This window comes from Tardiphaga sp. 20_F10_N6_6 (assembly GCF_052076045.1).
Lineage (GTDB): Bacteria > Pseudomonadota > Alphaproteobacteria > Rhizobiales > Xanthobacteraceae > Tardiphaga > Tardiphaga robiniae.
The window spans coordinates 1,350,717-1,369,136 of the sequence record NZ_CP197239.1 but is presented as its reverse complement, the minus strand read 5'-3'; the positions used below and the strand labels follow the sequence as shown (position 1 = coordinate 1,369,136).

Genomic DNA, 18,420 nt, shown 5'->3' with positions numbered 1-18,420 from the left:
CAGACGATTCAGTTGCGATGTATTCCATGTGCTGTGCAGTACGGTCGCTATGTCGGTAATGAATCGCCGGTCTGCTCGCGCACGATATAGTCGGCATACCAGTCCGGCCAGTTCTCGTCATGCTGGCCGCCGGTACGCTTCTCGTGTTCACCATGCGCGATCGCCGCTCGCCGCAAGGCGGCTGCGAGATCCGCGGAAGAGTTGAACGTCGTAGCGTTGGCATCGACACGTCCGGGCAGTCGCGCGGTGATCTCCTGAAACAGCCAGCCGTTGCCGTCCGGGTCGCTGAATGATGCGAAGGAGCGATAGCTGGCCCGTGCGGGATCCGGGCCATGCACCCGAAGTCGCCCGAACAAATAGGGTTCGTCCGGCCCGACATTGACATCTCCGGCGTGGAAGGCGTCGCTCACCTTGATGCCGCGGCCGAGCAGGTCTGCACGGGCGGCCTCGATGTCGGAGACGATCAGATACAGACCCTGCGCCGAGCCCGGCGTCGCGGCGGTGACGTTCTTGCCGAAGATGACCGAGCAATCCGAACCCGGCGGCGTGAACTGGATCACGCGATAGTCGTCGCCGACCACGAAGTCGGCGTCGAGCCTCCAGCCGAGATTTGCGTAAAAACTCTTGGCCGTGTCGACATTCGACACGGGAATGACGACGATTTCGAGCTTCATAGTGATGGAAGTATCACGATGCACCTGGGGACTGCTCATGTCGGTCTCCTGAGGTCGGGGTGTGATGATGACGACGTGTGGTGCCGGGCTGCGCGCAGGCGCAACGATGTCTGCAATCGGTCGTTTGGCCGGCGTTCCGCTTGTTGGTCTGCTCGTGCAGTTGTGACCCATCCCGATCTTGATGACGCCACACCCCTGTATCATTTCAGGTGAGGGCGCATTTGCAAGGGTGTCCGAATGACACGGAACCTCACGTTACTGTTGATCGTCAGCGTGTTGGTGGCATTCGCTGGCCAGGCGGAGGCGCGGCGGCTGCGCGCGGGCGATGCAGTGCCTTTCTCGCACCGGCCGTGCAGCGTGCTTGATGGCGAGCCGTGCACGCCGTCCACCTGTAGCGTGTTCGATCACGGGCCGTGCATTCCCGAAATCGATTATCCGATCGGGCAAAACCTACAGGTCACCGTGCTAAGCGCGCCGCCGGGTGATCAGCAGGCTCTCTACCGCCGGCCCGATCATGATCTCGATACGATCGGTGATCTGCTCGCCACCTTGCGGTCGTGCTGGTCGCCGCCCGCGGCGGAGAGTGCGCGTGCGGGCATGCAGATGTCGGTGATGTTCTCGTTCAACACGGCCGGCACGCCCATTGCGCCGCCGCGCGTGACCTTTGCCAGCAAGGACGCGCCGCAGGACACACGCGACACCTATCTCAAGGCCATCAACGCCTCGCTCCATAGCTGCCTGCCGTTGAAACTCACCAAGGGTCTCGGTGGCGCCGTCGCCGGGCGCCCGATCATGATCCGCTATGTCGATAACCGGGAGTTGGAGAAGCGGTCCGGGAAGTAAGCTGCTTCCTAACCTCGCCCCGCATTTGCGGGGAGAGGTCGGAGTCGGCGCGTAGCGACGGCTCCGGGTGAGGGGCCTTGAATGGCGGGGGGGGGGGGGAGGACGCGGGTCTGCAGTATCGAGATCCGAGGGTGCTTCTTCGTGGCTGGCTTTGTGCCATGCCCCTCACCCGAAACACGCGCTGCGCACGCGTTTCGACCTCTCCCCGCGCAGAGCGGGGAGAGGTTAAGAGAGTGAACCGCTGCGTCACCCGCCGCGACGAAGGGGAAATCACTCCGGAGGCGGCGATGTTTGGACGCAGGTTTGTGTTGATTGCGGCGATTGTTGGCGCTGTCGGCGCGCTCACCGGCGGCAGCGCACTGTTGTTCTGGCCGGAGGCCGACAACTGGACCGAGGAAGCCAAGGCCTGCGTCGGCGACAAGTATGTCGGGTTCTGGCAGGACAACGGCAAGTATTCGTTCAAGATGGATTTCGAGAACAACTGCGCCCGCAAGATTGCCTGCGGCATCGACGTCACGGTCACCAACGCCAAGGGCTCGGTGAAGGACCACGGTACGGTGATCATCCCCGCACGCGGCCAAACGCCGAGCGAGGCGAGCTACAGCATTCCGACCTCGTCGTCGTCCGGCATGGCGCAAACCTCGCGAAACTGCCGGTTCGTGTGACGGTCTTTCTTACCTCGCCCCGCCTAGCGAAGCTTCGCTTCGCGCGGGGCGGGGAGAGGTTAGGAAGTCCCTCAATCGATCCTGATCTTCGCCGCCTTGATGACCTCCGCCCACAGCGCCTTCTCGTCGGCCATGCGCTTGCGGAGTTGATCCGGCGTGGTTGGTGACGGCGTGATGAGCTGCAGCTTCAGTTTCTCGATTACGGCGGGCTCGGCCAGCGTCTGCGTCACTTCGGCATTGATTGTCGCCACCACATCCTTTGAGAGCCCGCCCGGGCCGACCAGCGCGTTCCAGGCGTCGGACTGCACGTCGATGCCGCTCTCGGTCAGCGTCGGCACATCCGGCAGGAACGGCGAGCGCTTCGCGGTGGTGACGGCGAGGATCTTCACGGCGCCGGTGGCGAGCTGCGGCGTGACGCCGATGGCGGGGAGGCATGCGACCTGCACATCGCCGCGGATCAGCGCGGTGGTCGCCGCGGGGGACGACGGATAGGGGATGTGCACCATATTGGCGCCGGCCTTTTGCGCGATCGCTTCCATGCAGAGCTGCGACAGCGTGCCGACGCCGATCGAGCCGTAGCCGAGGCCCTTCGGATCGGCTTTGGCCTTGGCGAGGAATTCCGCGACCGTATTGACGCCGAGGCTGGTCGGCACTGCGAGCACGCTCGGGAGCTGCGTCAGCAAAGTGATCGGTGCGATGTCGGTGTCGGGATTGTAGGGCAGCTTGGCAAACAGCAGCGTGTTGATGGCGAGCGGGCCGCCGAGCGAGATGCCGACGGTCGAACCATCCGGCGTGGATTTGGCGATGGCGTCGGTGCCGATATTGCCGGAGGCGCCGGGCTTATTCTCCACCACGAAATTGGTGCCGGGATGCCGCGTCTGCAGACTGTCGGCGAGCACGCGACCGACGATGTCCGGGCTCGCACCGGCGCCGAACGGCACGATGATGCGCACCAGCTTGGGCGGCCAGACGGGCGCCTGCGCGTGCGCTGCGAAGGGCAGCGTCGCGAACAACAGCGCTGCGAGCGCAAGGTGAAGGCGGGTAGGTGTCGTGTCGTTTCGCAGCATTGCGTGCGTCCCCTGAAAAGTGATACCCGGAAACCCTCTGACCGGCGCCAAAGGCGGCTAAAATCCGCTGGCCGGGCGGGACCATAGTGGGAATTTCAGGGCGGGCAACCCATCCGGCACGCAACCGCCCGGGCGAGAGGACTGAACATCATGGGACTGATCGTGATGATCCTCGGCCTCGTGCTGTTTCTCGGCATTCACCTGTTCATCATCAGGCGCGAGGCGCGTGCGCAGTTGATCGCGCGTCTGGGCGAGAGCGTCTACAAGCTCGGCTTTGCACTGATCTCCGCCGTCGGCCTCGCGCTGATCATCTGGGGCTTCGCGCAATATCGCGCGACCGGCTGGATCGATGTCTGGACGCCGCCGCTGGCGATGAAGCACATCACCGTCGCCCTGATGCTGCCGGCGGTGATCATGGTCACCGCGTCCTATATCCGCGGCCGCATTTACACGACGCTGAAACATCCGATGCTTGCCGGCATCAAATTGTGGGCCGCGGCGCATCTGCTCGCCAATGGCGATCTCGGCTCGATCATCCTGTTCGGATCATTCCTGGCCTGGGCGGTGATCGATCGCATCTCGATGAAACATCGCGCTGACGCCGGCGGTCCGCCGATCCCGGTGGGCGGTCCGATGAATGATGCGATTGCGGTCGCGGTCGGCGTCGTCGCGTATCTCGCTTTGGGTTTCGCCTTCCATCCGGTGGTGATCGGCGTTCCCGTGTTCGGAGCTTAAGTTCATGTCAGTTCAGTCAGCCATCAAGCGCAAGACCGCACCGGATATTCTCGCGCGCAAGAACGGCGAGCCGATCGTGATGCTCACCTCGTATCATGCGCATACGGCCTCATTGGTCGATCGCTATTGCGACGTCATCCTTGTCGGGGACTCGCTCGGCAATGTGATGCACGGTTTCGAGACCACAATCCCCGTGACGCTCGAGATGATGATCCTGCAGGGACACGCGGTGATGCGCGGCTCGAAGCAGTCGCTGGTCGTCGTCGACATGCCGTTCGGCTCCTATGAAGCCTCGAAAGAGCAGGCGTTTCATTCTGCCGCGCGCATCCTGAAAGAGACCCATTGCGGCGCCGTGAAGCTGGAAGGCGGCGCGCGCATGGCCGAGACCATCGCCTTCCTCACCGAGCGCAGCATTCCGGTGATGGCGCATATTGGTCTGACGCCGCAGTCGATCGCGGCGCTCGGTTCGTTCCGTTCGCAAGGTAAGGCCGAGGCCGAGGCACTGGCGCGCGGTGAGAACGTGCCGGGTCCGATTCAGAATGATGCGATTGCTATCGCGCAGGCCGGTGCGTTCTCGGTGGTGATCGAAGCGGTGGCTGAACCGCTCGCGCGAAAGATTACAGAGACGATTCCGATCCCGACCATCGGCATCGGCGCGAGCCCGGCTTGTGACGGTCAGGTATTGGTACTCGAAGATATGCTCGGCCTGTCGGCGCGGGTGCCGAAATTCGTCAAGCGCTACGGCAATCTCGGACCCATGATCGAGGCCGCCATCGAGGGCTACGCAACCGATGTGCGTTCGCGCGCGTTTCCGGGGCCGGAACATGTCTATGGCGGCAAGCCGAAGGGCTGACGCAGGTTTGACGCAAGACGAACGCAGGATTTCCGCAGGAATTTTGCGGCCCGGCCGGGGTTGAAAGAGCAGGGGCAATGCGAAGGATGTTGATGATGAAGGCCTTGAAATTCCTGAGCTTTGTCGCCGTTTTGGCGCTGCTTCCCGCGGTTTCCCACGCGGAGCCAGCCAAAAAGGAGCGGAAGCCCCATTATCGTGTCGAGGAGCCGCGTCCGGTCCCAAACCCGCTTAACGACACCCGCGGCAATGCGGCGCTGGGCGGCAACAACGCCAATTCGGCCTTCGGCGACAACAGCGCCGGGTCCAATGCCAATGGCCGCACCAGCGGCGGCGCCGGTGGCATGAACTGACGGGCCTAAAAGGCATCGGTTCGAAATTAAGCATTTCGGGATAACGCTTTGATCGCGCTGGCTTTGCCTTGCCAGCGCCATAACGCTAGGGTATCGCCGCCGCCATGCCGGAGCGTATATGCCCGGCGCCGCTCGGGGTGAGCGCGGCCCATCGGGGACAGGATACCTTTAAGTGTCTGAATTATTTAATGAAGTCGACGAAGACCTGCGTCGCGAGCAGCTCAAGAAGATCTGGGAGAAGTATTCGCTCCTGATCATCGCAGTCGCGATTCTGATCGTGGTCGGCGTCGGCGGCTGGCGGGGCTACAGCTATCTCGAGGCCAAGAAGGCCGCCGTGGCCGGTGCGGCGTTCGACCGTGCGGTCGAGCTGGCCGAGCAGAACAAGCATGCCGAGGCGGAAGCCGCCTTCACCAAGCTCGCGGCCGAGGCGCCGTCCGGCTACCGCACGCTGGCGCGTTTGCGCGCCGCTGCCGAGGCTGCTTCGCGCGATCCGCAGGCTGCGGTGAAGCTCTATGACGACATCATCGCCGACCGCACCGTTCCAGCACCCGAACAGGATCTCGCGCGTATCCGCGCCGGCAGCCTGTTGCTGGAGACCACGCCCTATGAGGCGATGCAGACCCGCCTGGAGCCGGCGACGACCAATACCAGCACCTATCGCCATTCGGCGCGTGAACTGCTGGCGCTGTCGGCATGGAAGGCCAACAACGCCGTGGCGACGCGGCAGTGGCTGGACATGATGTCCAACGATGCGGAGACGCCGGCGAGCCTGCGCACCCGTGCCGAAGCGTTGCAAGCGCTGCTGCCGCCCGCGGCGAAAAGCTGAGCAAGACAAGAGCCGAATTAAAGCTGACCTGAAGCCGATCGTTCAGATCACGAGTTGAGTGAGAAGTCGTCCATGCGCCCGATGCAACGCCTCGTTTCCGCCGCCGTCCTGATCGCGCTGTCCAGCGCGCTCTCGGGCTGCGGCAGCATGACCGGCTGGGACCCGTCCGACATGCTCGACTTCCTCGATACCAAGAAGAAGCTGCCCGGCGACCGCAAGCCGGTGTTCCCCGACGGCGTCCCCGGTCTCGAGCAGGGCGTGCCGCGCGATCTCTACAAGGAGAATGTCGAGCGCCAGCGCGCGCAGGAGGCTGCGCCCGTCGCAGCCGCCCCACTGCAGCCGCCGCCGGGCGCGCCAGAGCCGAAGGGCCGCAAGGCGAAGAGCCGTGGCTCTGTTCAGGTCGGCACCGTCCGTCAGGACGGCGCAGCGCCCGCCGATCCCGATGCCGCACCGGCCGAGGAAGGCAGCACGGCTGCCGCACCGCCTCCGCCGCAAGGCAAGAAGGTCGCCCGCCGCCGCAGCACCACCGCGCCGCCGCCGGATGAGCCGGCAGCAGCCGCGCCGGCCCAGCAGGCCACCACACCGTTCCCGGCACCAGTGCCGTCGGGCAGTTTCTCGCGCTGAGTTCGCGCGCCCTCTCATTGACAGGCTGTCCGTAAAGGGCGCACGGATCACCTATGTCCTATACTATTGCCATCATCGGCCGACCCAATGTCGGCAAGTCCACGCTGTTCAACCGTCTGGTTGGGCAGAAGCTTGCGCTGGTCGATGACACCCCCGGTGTCACCCGCGACCGCCGCGAGGGCGAGGGCAAGCTTGGCGATCTCGAATTCACGCTGGTCGACACGGCCGGTCTCGATGAAGGCCCGAAGGGCTCGCTGACCGCGCGCATGCAGGAACAGACCGAGACGGCGATCGCGCTCGCCGACGCGCTGTTCTTCGTCATCGATGCGCGCATGGGCCTGACACCGAACGACCGCGCCTTTGCGGATTTCGCACGCCGCGCCAACAAGCCGGTGCTGCTGCTCGCCAACAAGAGCGAAGGCAAGCACGGCGAAGTCGGCGCGATGGAATCGTACGCGCTGGGTCTCGGTGATCCCATCCAGGTCTCCGCTGAGCACGGCGAAGGCCTCGGCGAGCTCTATGATGCGCTGCGCGTGCTGATGCCGGAGCCGGTCGAAGAGCGCGAAGAATTCGACGACGACGACGTCATCATTCCCGAAGAAGAGATCGAGACGCGACCGATCCGCGTCGCCATCGTCGGCCGCCCCAATGCCGGCAAGTCGACGACCATCAACTATCTGCTCGGCGAAGAGCGGCTGCTGACCTCGCCGGAGGCCGGCACCACGCGCGATTCTATTTCGGTCGAGCTCAACTACAAGGGCCGCGACTTCCGCATCTTCGATACCGCCGGCCTGCGCCGCCGGTCGCGCATTGAGGAGAAGCTGGAAAAGCTGTCCGTCGCCGATACGCTGCGGGCCGTGCGTTTCGCCGAAGTCGTCGTGCTGATGATGGACTCGCAGAACAAGTTCGAGGAACAGGATCTGCGCATTGCCGATCTGGTTGAACGCGAGGGACGCGCGCTGGTGATCGCGGTCAACAAATGGGATCTCGTCGAAAAGCAAGGCGGCCTGATTGGAGCGCTGCGCACCGATGCCGATCACTTGTTGCCGCAGATCAGGGGGGTGCCGGTCGTAGCGATCTCCGGGCTGATGGGCGAGGGCGTCGAACGGCTGATGAAGGCGATACAGGATTCCTACGCGGTCTGGAATCGCCGCATTCCCACCGCAGGCCTCAATCGCTGGTTCGAGGATGCGATCGACAAGAATCCGCCGCCGTCGGTATCGGGTCGCCGGCTGAAACTGAACTACGTCACCCAGGCGAAAGCACGTCCACCGAGCTTCATCGTGTTCTGCTCGCGCGCCGATGCGGTGCCGACGAGCTATCTGCGCTATCTCACCAATACGCTGCGCGAAGCCTTCGACCTGCCGGGCACGCCAATCCGCATCACGCTGCGTGAAAAGGCTAATCCCTTCGCGCACAAGCGCAAGCGGCCGAACTGAACGGCCAGCAAAAGCGCTGGATCGCGGTGCACGCGATCCAGCGTTTTTATTTTGTGTCCTATCGCTCGCCGCTGAGCCCGAACGGATTGGCGTGCCTCTGCGTCGGCGGACGCTCTGATTTGCGCCACGGCAGGATCATCGACACCCGATCGCGGTAGCGGCGATAGTCGTCGCCGAACAGCTCGACCAGATCGCGTTCTTCCAGAAAGATCCCGACGAAGATGTAGGCGGTGGTGACGGCCGCAAACAACAGATGTCCGACCGTCATGAGCGGCGTCGCCCAGAAGGCGATGATGAAGCCGAGATAGATCGGATGACGCACGAACTTGTAGTAGAGCGGCGTGCGAAACACCGGCGCAGATGGCTTCTGGTCAGACAGATTCTGCACCACCTGCTGCACGCCGAACAACTCGAAATGGTTGATCAGGAACGTGCTGGTGAAGACGAGGACCCATCCGAACAGGGAAAGCCCTGTCATCGCCATGGCCAGTTGCGGATTATCGATCTGCCAGACGATCGCCGACATCGGGCGCCACTGCCAGAACAGCAGCAGAAGGCTCAGACTGGCGAACAGCACATAGGTGCTGCGCTCGACCGAAGCCGGGACATATTGCGTCCACCACTGCTTGAACGACTTCCGCGCCATGACGCTGTGCTGGATTGCAAACAGCGACATCAGAGCGAGATTGACGAGCACAGCTTCCAGCCACGGAACCTGCGTTCCGGCGTTGATGTCTTTTGGTACCATCATTCCGTCGACGAAACCGATGGCGTAAAGGATCGTGATGAAGAAGATCGCGTAGGACGCGAGCCCGTAGATGAGTGCAATGAGGCGGGTCATGGAACTATCCTTTGCTGGTTGTCTTGTCGATTTGAACCAAGCGTAAGCGTTGCCTTAGCCGGTCCGTCCGGGAGGACCGGCGCGCGCTTCGGGTTGCCTGCTGCGCGGCTGGCTGGGGAGGAGAGATGCCTCGGCCACGCGCTCGCTTGACGGCGTGATCGGCGATAGATGAATGAGATTCGGCCGCAACTGACAGCGCGCGGGCTGATCACGGCGGATTTGTGCCGCATTGTGATTGGGCAGGCTGCCAGAGCAAGCACTCAGGGCGCCGACGGCGACGAGCACGCCAGCTGTAAGTATCCGAATGCGGACACTCACCATTTGTCGGATCGCGCGCGTGATGGTTTCCCGGTGCAGCGTATCAATCTGCGCGCGGTGGCCGTCGAAAGCGATCGATTCATCTGCGAGATGTTGAGTCGGGTCCGGTTGGGGCAGCGACACTTGACCCGACTCAAGAGCGGTATCGACGTCTTGCATATCGCGCTGCGCATGCTTGCTACTGAAGAAGCGGTGCGGGTCGGTTCGGAGCGGACTCTCGAGGAACTCGGCCACCGCGGCGCGTGATATTCCTGCCTTGGATAGCGATCTGTCGTCGATGCTGATTAGCCGCGCAATGGCGCGCCGCATCAACAGTGCTGCAATCAAGCGGAAGCTACGATCGGCGGCTTTGGACAGCCGTTTCTTGATCATCATCGTCTCCATCGGATACAATGCGCCACATGCCGCGCATGGTTGGGGCTGCGGACGATGATCGGAGGTTCAGGACCTCACATGATCGAGACACCGCCATCATTTGCAGCGACGCCGGATATTGATCGCGGCGGGGATTTGCTCGCAGATATGCTGCGGTCGATCCGGCTCAGCGGATCGGTATTTCTGAACGCCAGCCTGACCGAGCCCTTCGGCCTCATTAGTCCGAAACATTTCGACGAACGCACTCCGATGGCGCATTTGCGCCATGTCAGCATTTTTCATTTGATCGCGGCGGGCGAATGCACCGTCGAACTCGCCAGTGGCGAGCGAGGCACCATTGCTGCGGGCGACGTTCTGCTGATGCCGTTCGCCGACACGCACAGGTTCTACAGCGGCGGCGGCGCGGAGTTATGTTCCGCGATGGAACTGGTGCGGGCCGGTCCACTATCCGGCATGTGGACGATCGAGCATGGCGGCGGAGGGCGGGAGACCCGCATGGTCTGCGGCTTCATCGAATCGTCGGAGTTGCTGCATTCTCCGGTCTTTCGGACCCTGCCGCCGATGCTGATCGATCGCGCCGGCGACGACAAGGTGAGCGCGATTCTCGCCACGACGGTGCGCGAAATTCTCTCACTGACCGAAGATGCGACGCCCGGCAGTGAGATCATGCTCGGCCGGCTGATGGAGCTGCTGTTCGTCGAGGTGCTGCGTCGCTATGCTGCGGGATTGCCGCCAAGTGCACATGGCTGGTTCGCGGCGCTGAATGATCCCGTGCTCGGACGCGCCATGTGGCATGTCCACGGAAATCCCGGTCATCGCTGGACGGTCGACGATCTGGCCCGCGAATGCGGCACGTCGCGCACGGTGCTCGCCGAGCGCTTCAACGAGGTGTTGGGCCAGGCTCCGATCGAATATGTGACCAGCTGGCGGATGCAGTTGGCAGCGGAGCGCATGCGAACGGGTGGCGACAGTCTTGCTGTCATCGCCAGCGACGTCGGCTACGATTCCGAGGCGGCCTTCAATCGCGCGTTCAAGCGCGTGACCGGCATAGCGCCGGGGCGCTGGCGTGACGGCGCGAAGTCGGCGAAGCCGTATCCCAGCCCCATGCGCAGGGGCTGAACTCGACTTGAACCAGCTACTCCTCACGAAATGATCGTGCGATCTGGTCGCCGATGGGCTTGACCAGAAAAGACAGGACTGTGCGCTCGCCGGTCTGAATGAAGGCTTCCGCAGGCATTCCGGGAACGAGGGCGAGTTTGCCGAGGCGCGCCAGTTGCTGCGGCGGGATGGTGATCCGCACGATGTAATGGGAAAGCCCGGACTTCTGATCCAGCGTCAGGTCGGCGGCGATGCGGCTGACGCTGCCGTTCAGTTCGGGAGTGGTACGCTGGTTGAAGGCCGACATGCGCAGCACGGCAGGCTGGCCGAGCCGTATCTGGTCGATATCCTGCGGGTTGATTTGTACTTCGAGCGCCAGCCTGTCGCTGTCGGGCACGATCAGCATGACGGTATCGGCTGGCGAAATGACGCCGCCAACGGTGTGCACCGCGAGCTCATGGACCAGTCCGCCTTGCGGCGCGACAATATCGATCCGCTTGAGCTGATCTTCTGCAGTCACCTTCCGTTCGACATATTCCGCCGTCTGGCCCTCGATGTCGCGCAGGCTGCTGGCGACTTCGCTGCGGAGGTCCTGGTCGACCTGAATCATCTGCAACTGTGTTTCGGAAATCTTGCCGCCGGATTGCGCCTGGGCTTCGACGAGCCGGCCGCGTTCGCCGTCGAGGTTTGCCGCTTCGCGCTCCAGCGCCATCATGCGCTGAATGGGCACGAGGCCCTTCTCCCAGAGTTCGCGCACGCCTGTCAGTTCGCGTTGGATCAGACCGATGCCGCGAATTTTCGCTTCCTCCTGAGCCACCAGGCCGCGCACTTCCTTGCCGTATTGAAGGGCGCGTTCGCGAAGCTGCGCTTTTTGGCCGAGGCGGGCGTCGCGGCGCAGTTCGAACAGTCTGCTTTCGCCTGCCATGAGCTGTGCGATCTCCGGATCGGCGGCGCGTGATCTGATTTCGTCGGGGAAGGCGATGACGCCGACCTCGTCGCGCTCGGCGCGGAGCCGGGCCCGTCGGACCGCGAATTCGTCGAGCCGTTTGGTAACGATGGCGAGATTGGCGCGCGTCTGCGTCGCGTCGAGGCGCATTACAATGTCGCCTGCAGTCACGCGCTGTCCTTCGCGGACCAGAATTTCGCCGACCACGCCGCCGGTCGGGTGCTGGACCTTCTTGACGTTGGTATCCACGACGAAGTGTCCTGCGGCGACGACCGCACCGGCCAGATTGGTTGCCGCTGCCCATCCGCCGATGCCGCCCACCAGCACAACACCCGCCAGCGTGGCGATGCCGAGGTGGCGCAGGATCGAGTGGGAGACCGCCGAGACATTGCTATCGGACATCGCGATCTTCCATATCGTCGTGAGGATGTGTGCTCATTCCCGACTTGTCGGCGGGATTGGCGATCACCCGTAGCGGCGCCGGAGACCGCGCGGTGGCCGCATGGCCCGTCATCGTGCCGCTGCCGTGTGCTGCGGCGGCGGGAGCCTTCAGCGCTTTGCTGAGGACGTCTGCACGCGGACCGAATGCCTTGGCACGACCCCCTTCCATCACCAGGACGAGGTCAACGGCGCCGATTGCGCTCGGACGATGAGCGATGACAATGGCAATGCCCTTGCGCTCGCGGATAGCGGCGATGGCGCGGATGACCGCCGCTTCGCCCTCGACGTCGAGATTGGCATTGGGCTCGTCGAGCACGACCAGGAACGGATCGCCATACAGCGCGCGTGCCAGCCCGACGCGCTGGCGCTGGCCGGCGGACAGGGCGGAGCCGGCTTCGCCGATCCGCGTCTGGTAGCCATGTTCCAGCCGCAGGATGAGATCGTGCACGCCGGCAGCCTTGGCGGCAGCGACGATGGCCTCAGAGTCCGGGTCATCTTCGAAGCGGGAGATATTCTCGGCAATGGTGCCATCGAACAGTTCGACGCCCTGCGGCAGATAACCGATATCGCGACCGAGCATCTCGCGGTCCCACTGGTCGAAGCTGGCGCCGTCGATGCGTACCTTGCCGCTGGCGGGTCGCCAGGCCCCGACCAGTGCGCGTGCCAGTGTGGACTTGCCGCTGCCACTATGGCCGATGATGCCAAGAGCACTTCCGGCGGAGACGGTAAAGCTCAGCCCCGTGACGCTCGGCCGTTTCTCTCCGGGCGGCGCGATGGTCATCGCTTCGACGCGCAGATCGATATGCGCGCGTGGCAGCGCCATCGTCTTTGGGGCTTCCGGCATGCGGGTCAGCAATTCGTCGAGCCGTGCCCAACTCTGCCGCGCCATCAGGAACGGCTTCCATGTCGAGATGGCCAGATCCACGGGAGCAAGCGCGCGGCCCATCATGATCGAACTCGCCACCATCACACCGGCGCTGGCTTCCTGCCTGATCACGAGATAGGCGCCGACACCGAGCATGGTCGACTGCAGCAGCGCACGCAGCGCGCGGGCGACGCCACCGAGGCCTCCCGCCACATCGCCAGCCCGGCGATTGGCCGCCAGATAATCCGAATTGGTACGATGCCAGCGCGCGGCCATCCGGCCGCCGAGGCCCATCGCGCGCACCACTTCGGCATTGCGACGGCTGGCCTCCATGAGCGCGTTGCGAAACATGCCGTGTTGCACGGTCTCGCGGGCGGGTCCCCTGGAGCGGGCATTGGTGAGAAGGGTGAGGGATACGAGGATGACGGCGCCCACGAGGGCCGTGATGCCGATCCAGAAGTGAAACACGAAGCAGATGGCGAGGTAGAATGGCATCCACGGCAGGTCGAAAAAGGCGGTCGGGCCGGGGCCGGACAGGAAGCCGCGCACATTGTCGAGATCGCGTAACGGCTGCAGGCCATCGCCCGGCAAAGGCATCTCAAGCGGCAGGCCGACAACGGCATCATGCACACGGCCGGACAACTGATGATCGAAGCGCTCGCCGATGCGCAGCAGAATGCGCGATCGAATGATGTCGAAAAGGGACTGAAAAGCGTAGAGCGTGGCCGCCAGCACACCTAGGCCGATCAACGTCGAAACGCTGCGGCTGGCCAGCACACGGTCATAGACCTGCAGCATGAACAGCGGCGCGGTCAGCGCGAGCACGTTCACGATGCCGCTGATCACGGCGATCCCCGCGATGGCGGGCTTGAGTGGCGAGATGGCCGCCGCAGCCAATGGCTGCGACGGACTTCGCTGCGAAGCTTTCACCACGACAGCTCTGCTCAGACGGTGAAGTGGCCGTCCAGGATCAGACCAAGCATGTCTGTCCCGACATAGCCATCGAGCTGGATCGAGTTGGCGCCGTCGGTGATGGTGAGCACGTTGCTATTGTCCCACCAGTTGCTGTGGTTGAAGAACAGGTCGACATAGTTCGAGATGTTGGTCACGCCCTGCAGGTCGAGGACGTCGAAATCGCCTGCGGCCGCGTGAAAATCCAGCACGACGTCATTGGCCCACCCGTCGGCGAAAACGAGCGTATCGTTGCCAAGACCGCCAGTGAAGCTGTCATTGCCACCGAAGCTCAGCATGACATCGTCGCCGGCCGTGCCGGTCTGGATGGTGCCCTGTTCGGCAAAGTAGCCGTAAAGGCCGTTCAGGCTGCCGTTCTGCGAGAGGTCGGTGATTGCGGCGTCGAAGGCCGGCGTCAGCGTTGCGCCGCTGAATCCGATCGACAGACCGGGATCCTGGACCCACAGATCGGTCGGCGCGACATAGGCCAGATTGCTGCCGAGTGTCAGGTTGGTGACCGTGCCGTCGATGACGCCCGGCGTATAGGAGAAGTCATCACCGCTCACGATGACCGACGACTTGTCGTTATCGACGCCGCCGCCGATGCGTGTGCCGGCATACCATTGGTCGGTGGTGTTCTTCACGGCGTTAAAATTTCCGGTGCCGCGATATTCGAAATTGTCGATCCAGTTGTCCAGATAAGCGGGCAGGTTGCTGCTTGCTTCGCTATAGGTGATAGTCAGTGCCATTGTCGTTCCTCAGAATTTGGGTTGTCGGGACGTCGTGATTCAGCGGCGTGTCGTGATCACTGCAGGCGATCCCGATTGGAGGGGCTGACGCGACATCAGCGTCGCGTCAGCAGGTCGCGTGGCCGCCCGTTCGCAGCGAAGCCTGTTAGACGAAGGCGATATCGCTCCAGTCCAGCGTGCCCGATCCAGTGAAGTTCACTGTGATGGTGCTGGTCAGCCCGTTCGTCGCGTCGGCATAGGTGATGACATTGCCGGACAGGCTGCCGCCGGCGCTCTGGAATGCCGTGGCATTGGCCCAACCGAAGCCGGAGAGCTGGATCTGGTCGGCTCCGTCGAAGAAGTCCGTGATGACGTCGTCGCCCCAGCCCTGTGCTGCTGTACCTGCGGCAGTATCGTAGTAATTCGCGTTCCAGAGGAACGTATCGACCAGCACAGCTCCATTGCCGGTCAGAACGTCGTCGCCGGCGAAACTGACAAGGACGTCATCGTTTGTCGTGCCGGTCTGGTTCGTGCCCTGTTCGGCGAAGTAGTCGGTCAGACCCGCGAATGACTGACCGAAGAACGTCCCACCATCGACCAGCCCGCCATGCGATAGCGAATAGATCGCCTGATTGAAGGTGGTGGTGACGGGCATGTAGCCACTGCTATTGGTGATGATCAGTTCCTGATCTTGCACCCACAGATCCGTGGCCGGTACATATTCAAGATTATGGCCGAGCGTCAGCGATTCCACGTCGCCGTTGAATGTACCGGGCGAATAGCTGTAGTCATGGATGTTCATGATGACGGAAGGTAGATTATTGTCGGTTCCTTCGGTATCGACACCGGCCGACCACTGATCCTGGCCGGTGAACGAGGTGGAGAACCAGCCGTTTCCATTGTAGGTGAAGTTGGCGTCGTACGACGCCAGATATGTTGCGAGGTCGCTGCTTGCTGCCGTCAGCTGAAGATTGAGTGCCATTCTCGAAGCCCTTCTCTGCTTGCTTTGCCCGCTTGTGGCGGGCCCACCATCCACGCCAATGGGGCGGGGAATTCCTAGAACTTGTAGTTCAACGACACCGTCGCGGTACGGCCCGGCGCGGCGTAGAAATTGGCGCCGACCGCCGGCGCATAAGCGAGATCGGTGACGTTGTTCACCGCAAAGCGCAGCTTGGTCGCCTCGTCGAAGGCATAGGATCCGTAGATGTCGTAGACGCGGTAGCCCGGCATTTCGTAGCCACTGCGCAGCGAGCCCAGGGCAGGGACGGTCTTCGAGACGTCGACGATGCGCGTGCCCAGCGTCAGCTTCTCGTCGAACAGACGGATGCCGGCATCGAGTGTCACGCGCAGTTTCGGCTGCTCGAAGATGACAGGGGCGCCGAGGCCGCTGTTGATCGGCATGTCCCGCCCTGTCGGGCTGGTGAAACTGTCGGCGAAATCCGTGTCGATGCGCGTGACGGTGCCACCAATATAGAGGAAGCGCGCGTCGTAATTGGCCTCGACCTCGACGCCCTTCATTCGGGTGACGCCGTTGAGATTGACGTACGAGGTGTATTGTTGGGCGTTGTTCGCATTCTCGATTCGACCGAAGCTGATATAGTCGGTGATCTCACGATAGAAGCCGACGGCCTTGAAGCGGACGGTGTCGCGCTCGGTCAGGATGCCGTTGGCCAGAACATTGAATCCGGCCTCGTAGGTGTCGCCGCGTTCCGGACGCAGGAACGGGTTCGGAGCGTAGCCATTGATCTCATTTGCATCGTGGCCGCCGTTCAGGAATGATTCCATGATCGTTGGCGGCCGATAGCTCTTGGAATATTTTACGAAGGGCTGCAGCCAATCGACTGGTTGAAACGCGACCGTGAAATTCGGGAGCCAGGCCCCGCCCGATTTATCGACATCGAGATTGTACGGCCTATAAACGGTGCCAACGATGGGCACATATGTCGGTGGGACGGCTGCGCCGCAGCCGCGCGCATTGCAGATGGCCGGTCTTCCGGGATTGGTCATCCGTTGCCCGACGATCTCCTGGCTTTCGCCGTAGATCGTCGCGTTGCCCGCGACATGATACCAGTCGTAACGCACGCCGCCGATCAGGGTCACCCATTCCGCCGGCTTGAGTGTCGCGGTGCCGAAACCGCTGGCGACGTCGCGGTTTCCGCTCGGCGTGCCGCCGGTCAGCGTGCTCGAATAGTCGACACCGTTGCCGGCGACAAAACCGCGCTGCAGCGTCGTCTTGCCGGTGTCGCTGAACGCTTCCACGCCGTAATTGAGTGCCAGTGCACCGATGCCTGTCGCGAAACGGCTGGTGTTCTCGACGCTTCCGCCTAGTGTTGAGAACACGAAATTCGATGGCCCGGTCAGTGCAAACGCGCCATCGGAAACCGTGTCGTTCTTGAGGTGGTTGTAATAGAGCTTGGCTTTCAGATCGACGATGTCATTGCCCGGATTCCAGTCGACCGCGGACGTGAACGTGTCGTTGGCGACTTGCTCGCTGGACTTCAGGATTCCGCCGCGTGCGATCGTGTCATCGTAGTTTCCGGTATTGTACCGGGAGTCGTTATGCAGCCAGCCGATCGTGATCTTCACGTCCTCGGTCGTTAGCGCCTCGGCCTTGAGGATCGTCGAGAATACCTCCTGGCCGGAGAACAGGAAGACATTGCCGTCATAGGCCTTCATGCCATCGCCGATGGTACCGTTCTGGCCGATATCGTAGGCGCCGATGTTCTTGTAGCTGACGCCGCCGAGCACCGAGAAGCGTTCCGACACGCGGACGGCTGCTGCCGTCGAGCCATCGAAATTATAGGCGTTGGTACCCGTGGTGGCATTCACCACGCCGCCATACTGATTGCCGGGCTTGATCAAATCGTCGGCGATGAAGGTGCGAAAATTGACCAGGCCGCCAAGCGCACCGGCGCTGCCGACGCCCGACGTCGTACTTTTCTCCACGTCGATCTGGCGCAGGAAGGCCGTATCGACATAGGTCCGCTGCGTCGCACCGTGGCCGCCGCGCTGGAAATTCTGCCGCGCTCCGTCGATCATGGTGGCAATGCGGTCCTGGTCCTGCAGGCCGCGGATATTGACGCTGATGCCAGGGTTCTGCGCCGCCGAGCGGTTGGCATAGACGCCCGCGACATTGTCGAGCAGATCGCGTGCGTTGCGTGTCGGGCTGCTCTCGATCGCTTCGCGTGAGATCACGCTGACGGCTGCGGGTCGCTGGTAGACCCAGTCCGGCGTTCCCTGATAGCCGGAGCCCGTCGTATTATCGCTCCTGGCCGCATCGACGACGATCGTATCGAGCTGGACGCCGTCGCCGGAAGGGACGGGGCCCGCGCGGCTCTGCGACGGATCGATCAGCAGCGCGGCTTTCGGGCCGGTGATGCGATACGTAATTCCCGTGCCGGCCAGCAGTTGTCCCAGCGCTTGCGCTACCGTGTAATTGCCGTTCAACGGTTGGCTGCGCATGTCTGGCGCGAGCTGGATCGTGTAGAGGATGCGCCATCCGCTGCTGGCGCCGAGATCGGCAATTGCTGCTGCGAGAGGTTTGGCGGAAATGTTGAGCGGGTAGGTCGTAGGGGTGGTCGCTGTTGCTTCGACATTGTTTTGGCCAAAGGCCGGTACTGTCGTGATCAACGGCAATATGCCGATCAGCCCGCCCGCCACATGGCGAGCGACGCCCCGTCTACCCACGAACCGCATTACGCACGAACTCCGTTGTCTCATTGTTTGCTGTGCGCCGCCCCAGCGCCGCGAAGAGCTTCTGCTCTTCATCCAGTTCAACGAG

18 protein-coding genes are annotated in these 18,420 nt (G+C 62.9%); 9 read left to right on the top strand and 9 right to left on the bottom strand.

From position 1 onward, the window contains the following. Positions 1 to 47: 47 nt before the first annotated feature. Positions 48 to 713 (bottom strand): VOC family protein, encoded by a 666-nt coding sequence (locus AB7813_RS06520; protein WP_439083343.1) that lies wholly within the window; start codon positions 711 to 713, stop codon positions 48 to 50. Between the two features lie 198 nt (positions 714 to 911). Between AB7813_RS06520 and AB7813_RS06515 the strand changes: the two genes are divergently transcribed. Both AB7813_RS06515 and AB7813_RS06510 read left to right on the top strand, forming a co-directional pair. Beyond that, the gene (locus AB7813_RS06515) at positions 912 to 1,517 is read left to right on the top strand and encodes a hypothetical protein (RefSeq protein WP_439083344.1); all 606 of its coding nucleotides are present in this window, start codon (positions 912 to 914) and stop codon (positions 1,515 to 1,517) included. 287 nt (positions 1,518 to 1,804) lie between these two features. Further along, on the top strand, positions 1,805 to 2,182 hold the full coding sequence (locus AB7813_RS06510; RefSeq protein ID WP_439083345.1) for a hypothetical protein: 378 nt from the start codon (positions 1,805 to 1,807) through the stop codon (positions 2,180 to 2,182). Positions 2,183 to 2,253: 71 nt separating this feature from the next. Here AB7813_RS06510 and AB7813_RS06505 read toward each other — a convergent pair whose 3' ends face one another. Beyond that, the gene (locus tag AB7813_RS06505; RefSeq protein ID WP_439083346.1) at positions 2,254 to 3,249 is read right to left on the bottom strand and encodes a Bug family tripartite tricarboxylate transporter substrate binding protein; all 996 of its coding nucleotides are present in this window, start codon (positions 3,247 to 3,249) and stop codon (positions 2,254 to 2,256) included. Between the two features lie 150 nt (positions 3,250 to 3,399). On the opposite strand from AB7813_RS06505, the gene AB7813_RS06500 reads away from it, so the two are divergent. The 6 genes from AB7813_RS06500 to der all read left to right on the top strand — a co-directional run bounded on the left by AB7813_RS06500 (position 3,400) and on the right by der (position 8,076). Beyond that, complete coding sequence (locus tag AB7813_RS06500; RefSeq protein ID WP_439083347.1) at positions 3,400 to 3,984, top strand: NnrU family protein; 585 nt, start codon at positions 3,400 to 3,402, stop codon at positions 3,982 to 3,984. Positions 3,985 to 3,988: 4 nt separating this feature from the next. Next, positions 3,989 to 4,837 (top strand): 3-methyl-2-oxobutanoate hydroxymethyltransferase, encoded by an 849-nt coding sequence (panB, locus tag AB7813_RS06495; RefSeq protein WP_439083348.1) that lies wholly within the window; start codon positions 3,989 to 3,991, stop codon positions 4,835 to 4,837. A gap of 95 nt (positions 4,838 to 4,932) precedes the next feature. Then, positions 4,933 to 5,187, top strand: a complete 255-nt coding sequence (locus tag AB7813_RS06490) for a hypothetical protein (RefSeq protein WP_441227961.1) — start codon at positions 4,933 to 4,935, stop codon at positions 5,185 to 5,187. A 172-nt stretch (positions 5,188 to 5,359) separates the two neighbouring features. Then, positions 5,360 to 6,013, top strand: a complete 654-nt coding sequence (locus tag AB7813_RS06485) for a tetratricopeptide repeat protein (RefSeq protein ID WP_068731023.1) — start codon at positions 5,360 to 5,362, stop codon at positions 6,011 to 6,013. Positions 6,014 to 6,085: 72 nt separating this feature from the next. After that, positions 6,086 to 6,637: a hypothetical protein gene (locus AB7813_RS06480; protein ID WP_184517489.1), complete on the top strand. Its 552-nt coding sequence runs from the start codon at positions 6,086 to 6,088 to the stop codon at positions 6,635 to 6,637. A 53-nt stretch (positions 6,638 to 6,690) separates the two neighbouring features. Continuing rightward, positions 6,691 to 8,076, top strand: a complete 1,386-nt coding sequence (der, locus tag AB7813_RS06475; RefSeq protein WP_439083350.1) for a ribosome biogenesis GTPase Der — start codon at positions 6,691 to 6,693, stop codon at positions 8,074 to 8,076. A gap of 58 nt (positions 8,077 to 8,134) precedes the next feature. On the opposite strand, the gene mddA is transcribed toward der, so the two are convergent. Beyond that, the gene (gene mddA, locus AB7813_RS06470; protein ID WP_439083351.1) at positions 8,135 to 8,917 is read right to left on the bottom strand and encodes a methanethiol S-methyltransferase; all 783 of its coding nucleotides are present in this window, start codon (positions 8,915 to 8,917) and stop codon (positions 8,135 to 8,137) included. Positions 8,918 to 8,971: 54 nt separating this feature from the next. After that, a complete protein-coding gene (locus tag AB7813_RS06465; RefSeq protein WP_439083352.1) occupies positions 8,972 to 9,607 on the bottom strand; it encodes a hypothetical protein in 636 nt (211 codons plus the stop codon). An 81-nt stretch (positions 9,608 to 9,688) separates the two neighbouring features. On the opposite strand from AB7813_RS06465, the gene AB7813_RS06460 reads away from it, so the two are divergent. Next, positions 9,689 to 10,729: an AraC family transcriptional regulator gene (locus AB7813_RS06460; protein WP_439058642.1), complete on the top strand. Its 1,041-nt coding sequence runs from the start codon at positions 9,689 to 9,691 to the stop codon at positions 10,727 to 10,729. A gap of 16 nt (positions 10,730 to 10,745) precedes the next feature. Here the strand turns inward: AB7813_RS06460 and AB7813_RS06455 are convergent, their stop codons facing one another. From AB7813_RS06455 to AB7813_RS06435, 5 genes are all read right to left on the bottom strand, one after another. After that, the gene (locus AB7813_RS06455; RefSeq protein WP_439064074.1) at positions 10,746 to 12,056 is read right to left on the bottom strand and encodes an HlyD family type I secretion periplasmic adaptor subunit; all 1,311 of its coding nucleotides are present in this window, start codon (positions 12,054 to 12,056) and stop codon (positions 10,746 to 10,748) included. After that, complete coding sequence (locus tag AB7813_RS06450; RefSeq protein ID WP_439064640.1) at positions 12,046 to 13,890, bottom strand: type I secretion system permease/ATPase; 1,845 nt, start codon at positions 13,888 to 13,890, stop codon at positions 12,046 to 12,048. Before AB7813_RS06450 ends, AB7813_RS06455 begins: the two co-directional genes overlap by 11 nt. A gap of 14 nt (positions 13,891 to 13,904) precedes the next feature. Next, positions 13,905 to 14,660 (bottom strand): hypothetical protein, encoded by a 756-nt coding sequence (locus AB7813_RS06445; protein WP_439064073.1) that lies wholly within the window; start codon positions 14,658 to 14,660, stop codon positions 13,905 to 13,907. A gap of 145 nt (positions 14,661 to 14,805) precedes the next feature. After that, the gene (locus tag AB7813_RS06440; RefSeq protein WP_439064072.1) at positions 14,806 to 15,621 is read right to left on the bottom strand and encodes a hypothetical protein; all 816 of its coding nucleotides are present in this window, start codon (positions 15,619 to 15,621) and stop codon (positions 14,806 to 14,808) included. Between the two features lie 74 nt (positions 15,622 to 15,695). Next, on the bottom strand, positions 15,696 to 18,335 hold the full coding sequence (locus tag AB7813_RS06435; protein ID WP_439064071.1) for a TonB-dependent hemoglobin/transferrin/lactoferrin family receptor: 2,640 nt from the start codon (positions 18,333 to 18,335) through the stop codon (positions 15,696 to 15,698). Between the last annotated feature and the right edge of the window lie 85 nt (positions 18,336 to 18,420).

What these genes read in the sequence shown, in the direction of transcription:
- AB7813_RS06520 (WP_439083343.1), bottom strand. Translation starts at nt 713, where the DNA reads ATGAGCAGTCCCCAGGTGCATCGTGATACTTCCATCACTATGAAGCTC.
- AB7813_RS06515 (WP_439083344.1), top strand. Translation starts at nt 912, where the DNA reads ATGACACGGAACCTCACGTTACTGTTGATCGTCAGCGTGTTGGTGGCA.
- AB7813_RS06510 (WP_439083345.1), top strand. Translation starts at nt 1,805, where the DNA reads ATGTTTGGACGCAGGTTTGTGTTGATTGCGGCGATTGTTGGCGCTGTC.
- AB7813_RS06505 (WP_439083346.1), bottom strand. Translation starts at nt 3,249, where the DNA reads ATGCTGCGAAACGACACGACACCTACCCGCCTTCACCTTGCGCTCGCA.
- AB7813_RS06500 (WP_439083347.1), top strand. Translation starts at nt 3,400, where the DNA reads ATGGGACTGATCGTGATGATCCTCGGCCTCGTGCTGTTTCTCGGCATT.
- panB (WP_439083348.1), top strand. Translation starts at nt 3,989, where the DNA reads ATGTCAGTTCAGTCAGCCATCAAGCGCAAGACCGCACCGGATATTCTC.
- AB7813_RS06490 (WP_441227961.1), top strand. Translation starts at nt 4,933, where the DNA reads ATGAAGGCCTTGAAATTCCTGAGCTTTGTCGCCGTTTTGGCGCTGCTT.
- AB7813_RS06480 (WP_184517489.1), top strand. Translation starts at nt 6,086, where the DNA reads ATGCGCCCGATGCAACGCCTCGTTTCCGCCGCCGTCCTGATCGCGCTG.
- der (WP_439083350.1), top strand. Translation starts at nt 6,691, where the DNA reads ATGTCCTATACTATTGCCATCATCGGCCGACCCAATGTCGGCAAGTCC.
- mddA (WP_439083351.1), bottom strand. Translation starts at nt 8,917, where the DNA reads ATGACCCGCCTCATTGCACTCATCTACGGGCTCGCGTCCTACGCGATC.
- AB7813_RS06465 (WP_439083352.1), bottom strand. Translation starts at nt 9,607, where the DNA reads ATGATCAAGAAACGGCTGTCCAAAGCCGCCGATCGTAGCTTCCGCTTG.
- AB7813_RS06460 (WP_439058642.1), top strand. Translation starts at nt 9,689, where the DNA reads ATGATCGAGACACCGCCATCATTTGCAGCGACGCCGGATATTGATCGC.
- AB7813_RS06455 (WP_439064074.1), bottom strand. Translation starts at nt 12,056, where the DNA reads ATGTCCGATAGCAATGTCTCGGCGGTCTCCCACTCGATCCTGCGCCAC.
- AB7813_RS06445 (WP_439064073.1), bottom strand. Translation starts at nt 14,660, where the DNA reads ATGGCACTGACTATCACCTATAGCGAAGCAAGCAGCAACCTGCCCGCT.
- AB7813_RS06440 (WP_439064072.1), bottom strand. Translation starts at nt 15,621, where the DNA reads ATGGCACTCAATCTTCAGCTGACGGCAGCAAGCAGCGACCTCGCAACA.
- AB7813_RS06435 (WP_439064071.1), bottom strand. Translation starts at nt 18,335, where the DNA reads ATGCGGTTCGTGGGTAGACGGGGCGTCGCTCGCCATGTGGCGGGCGGG.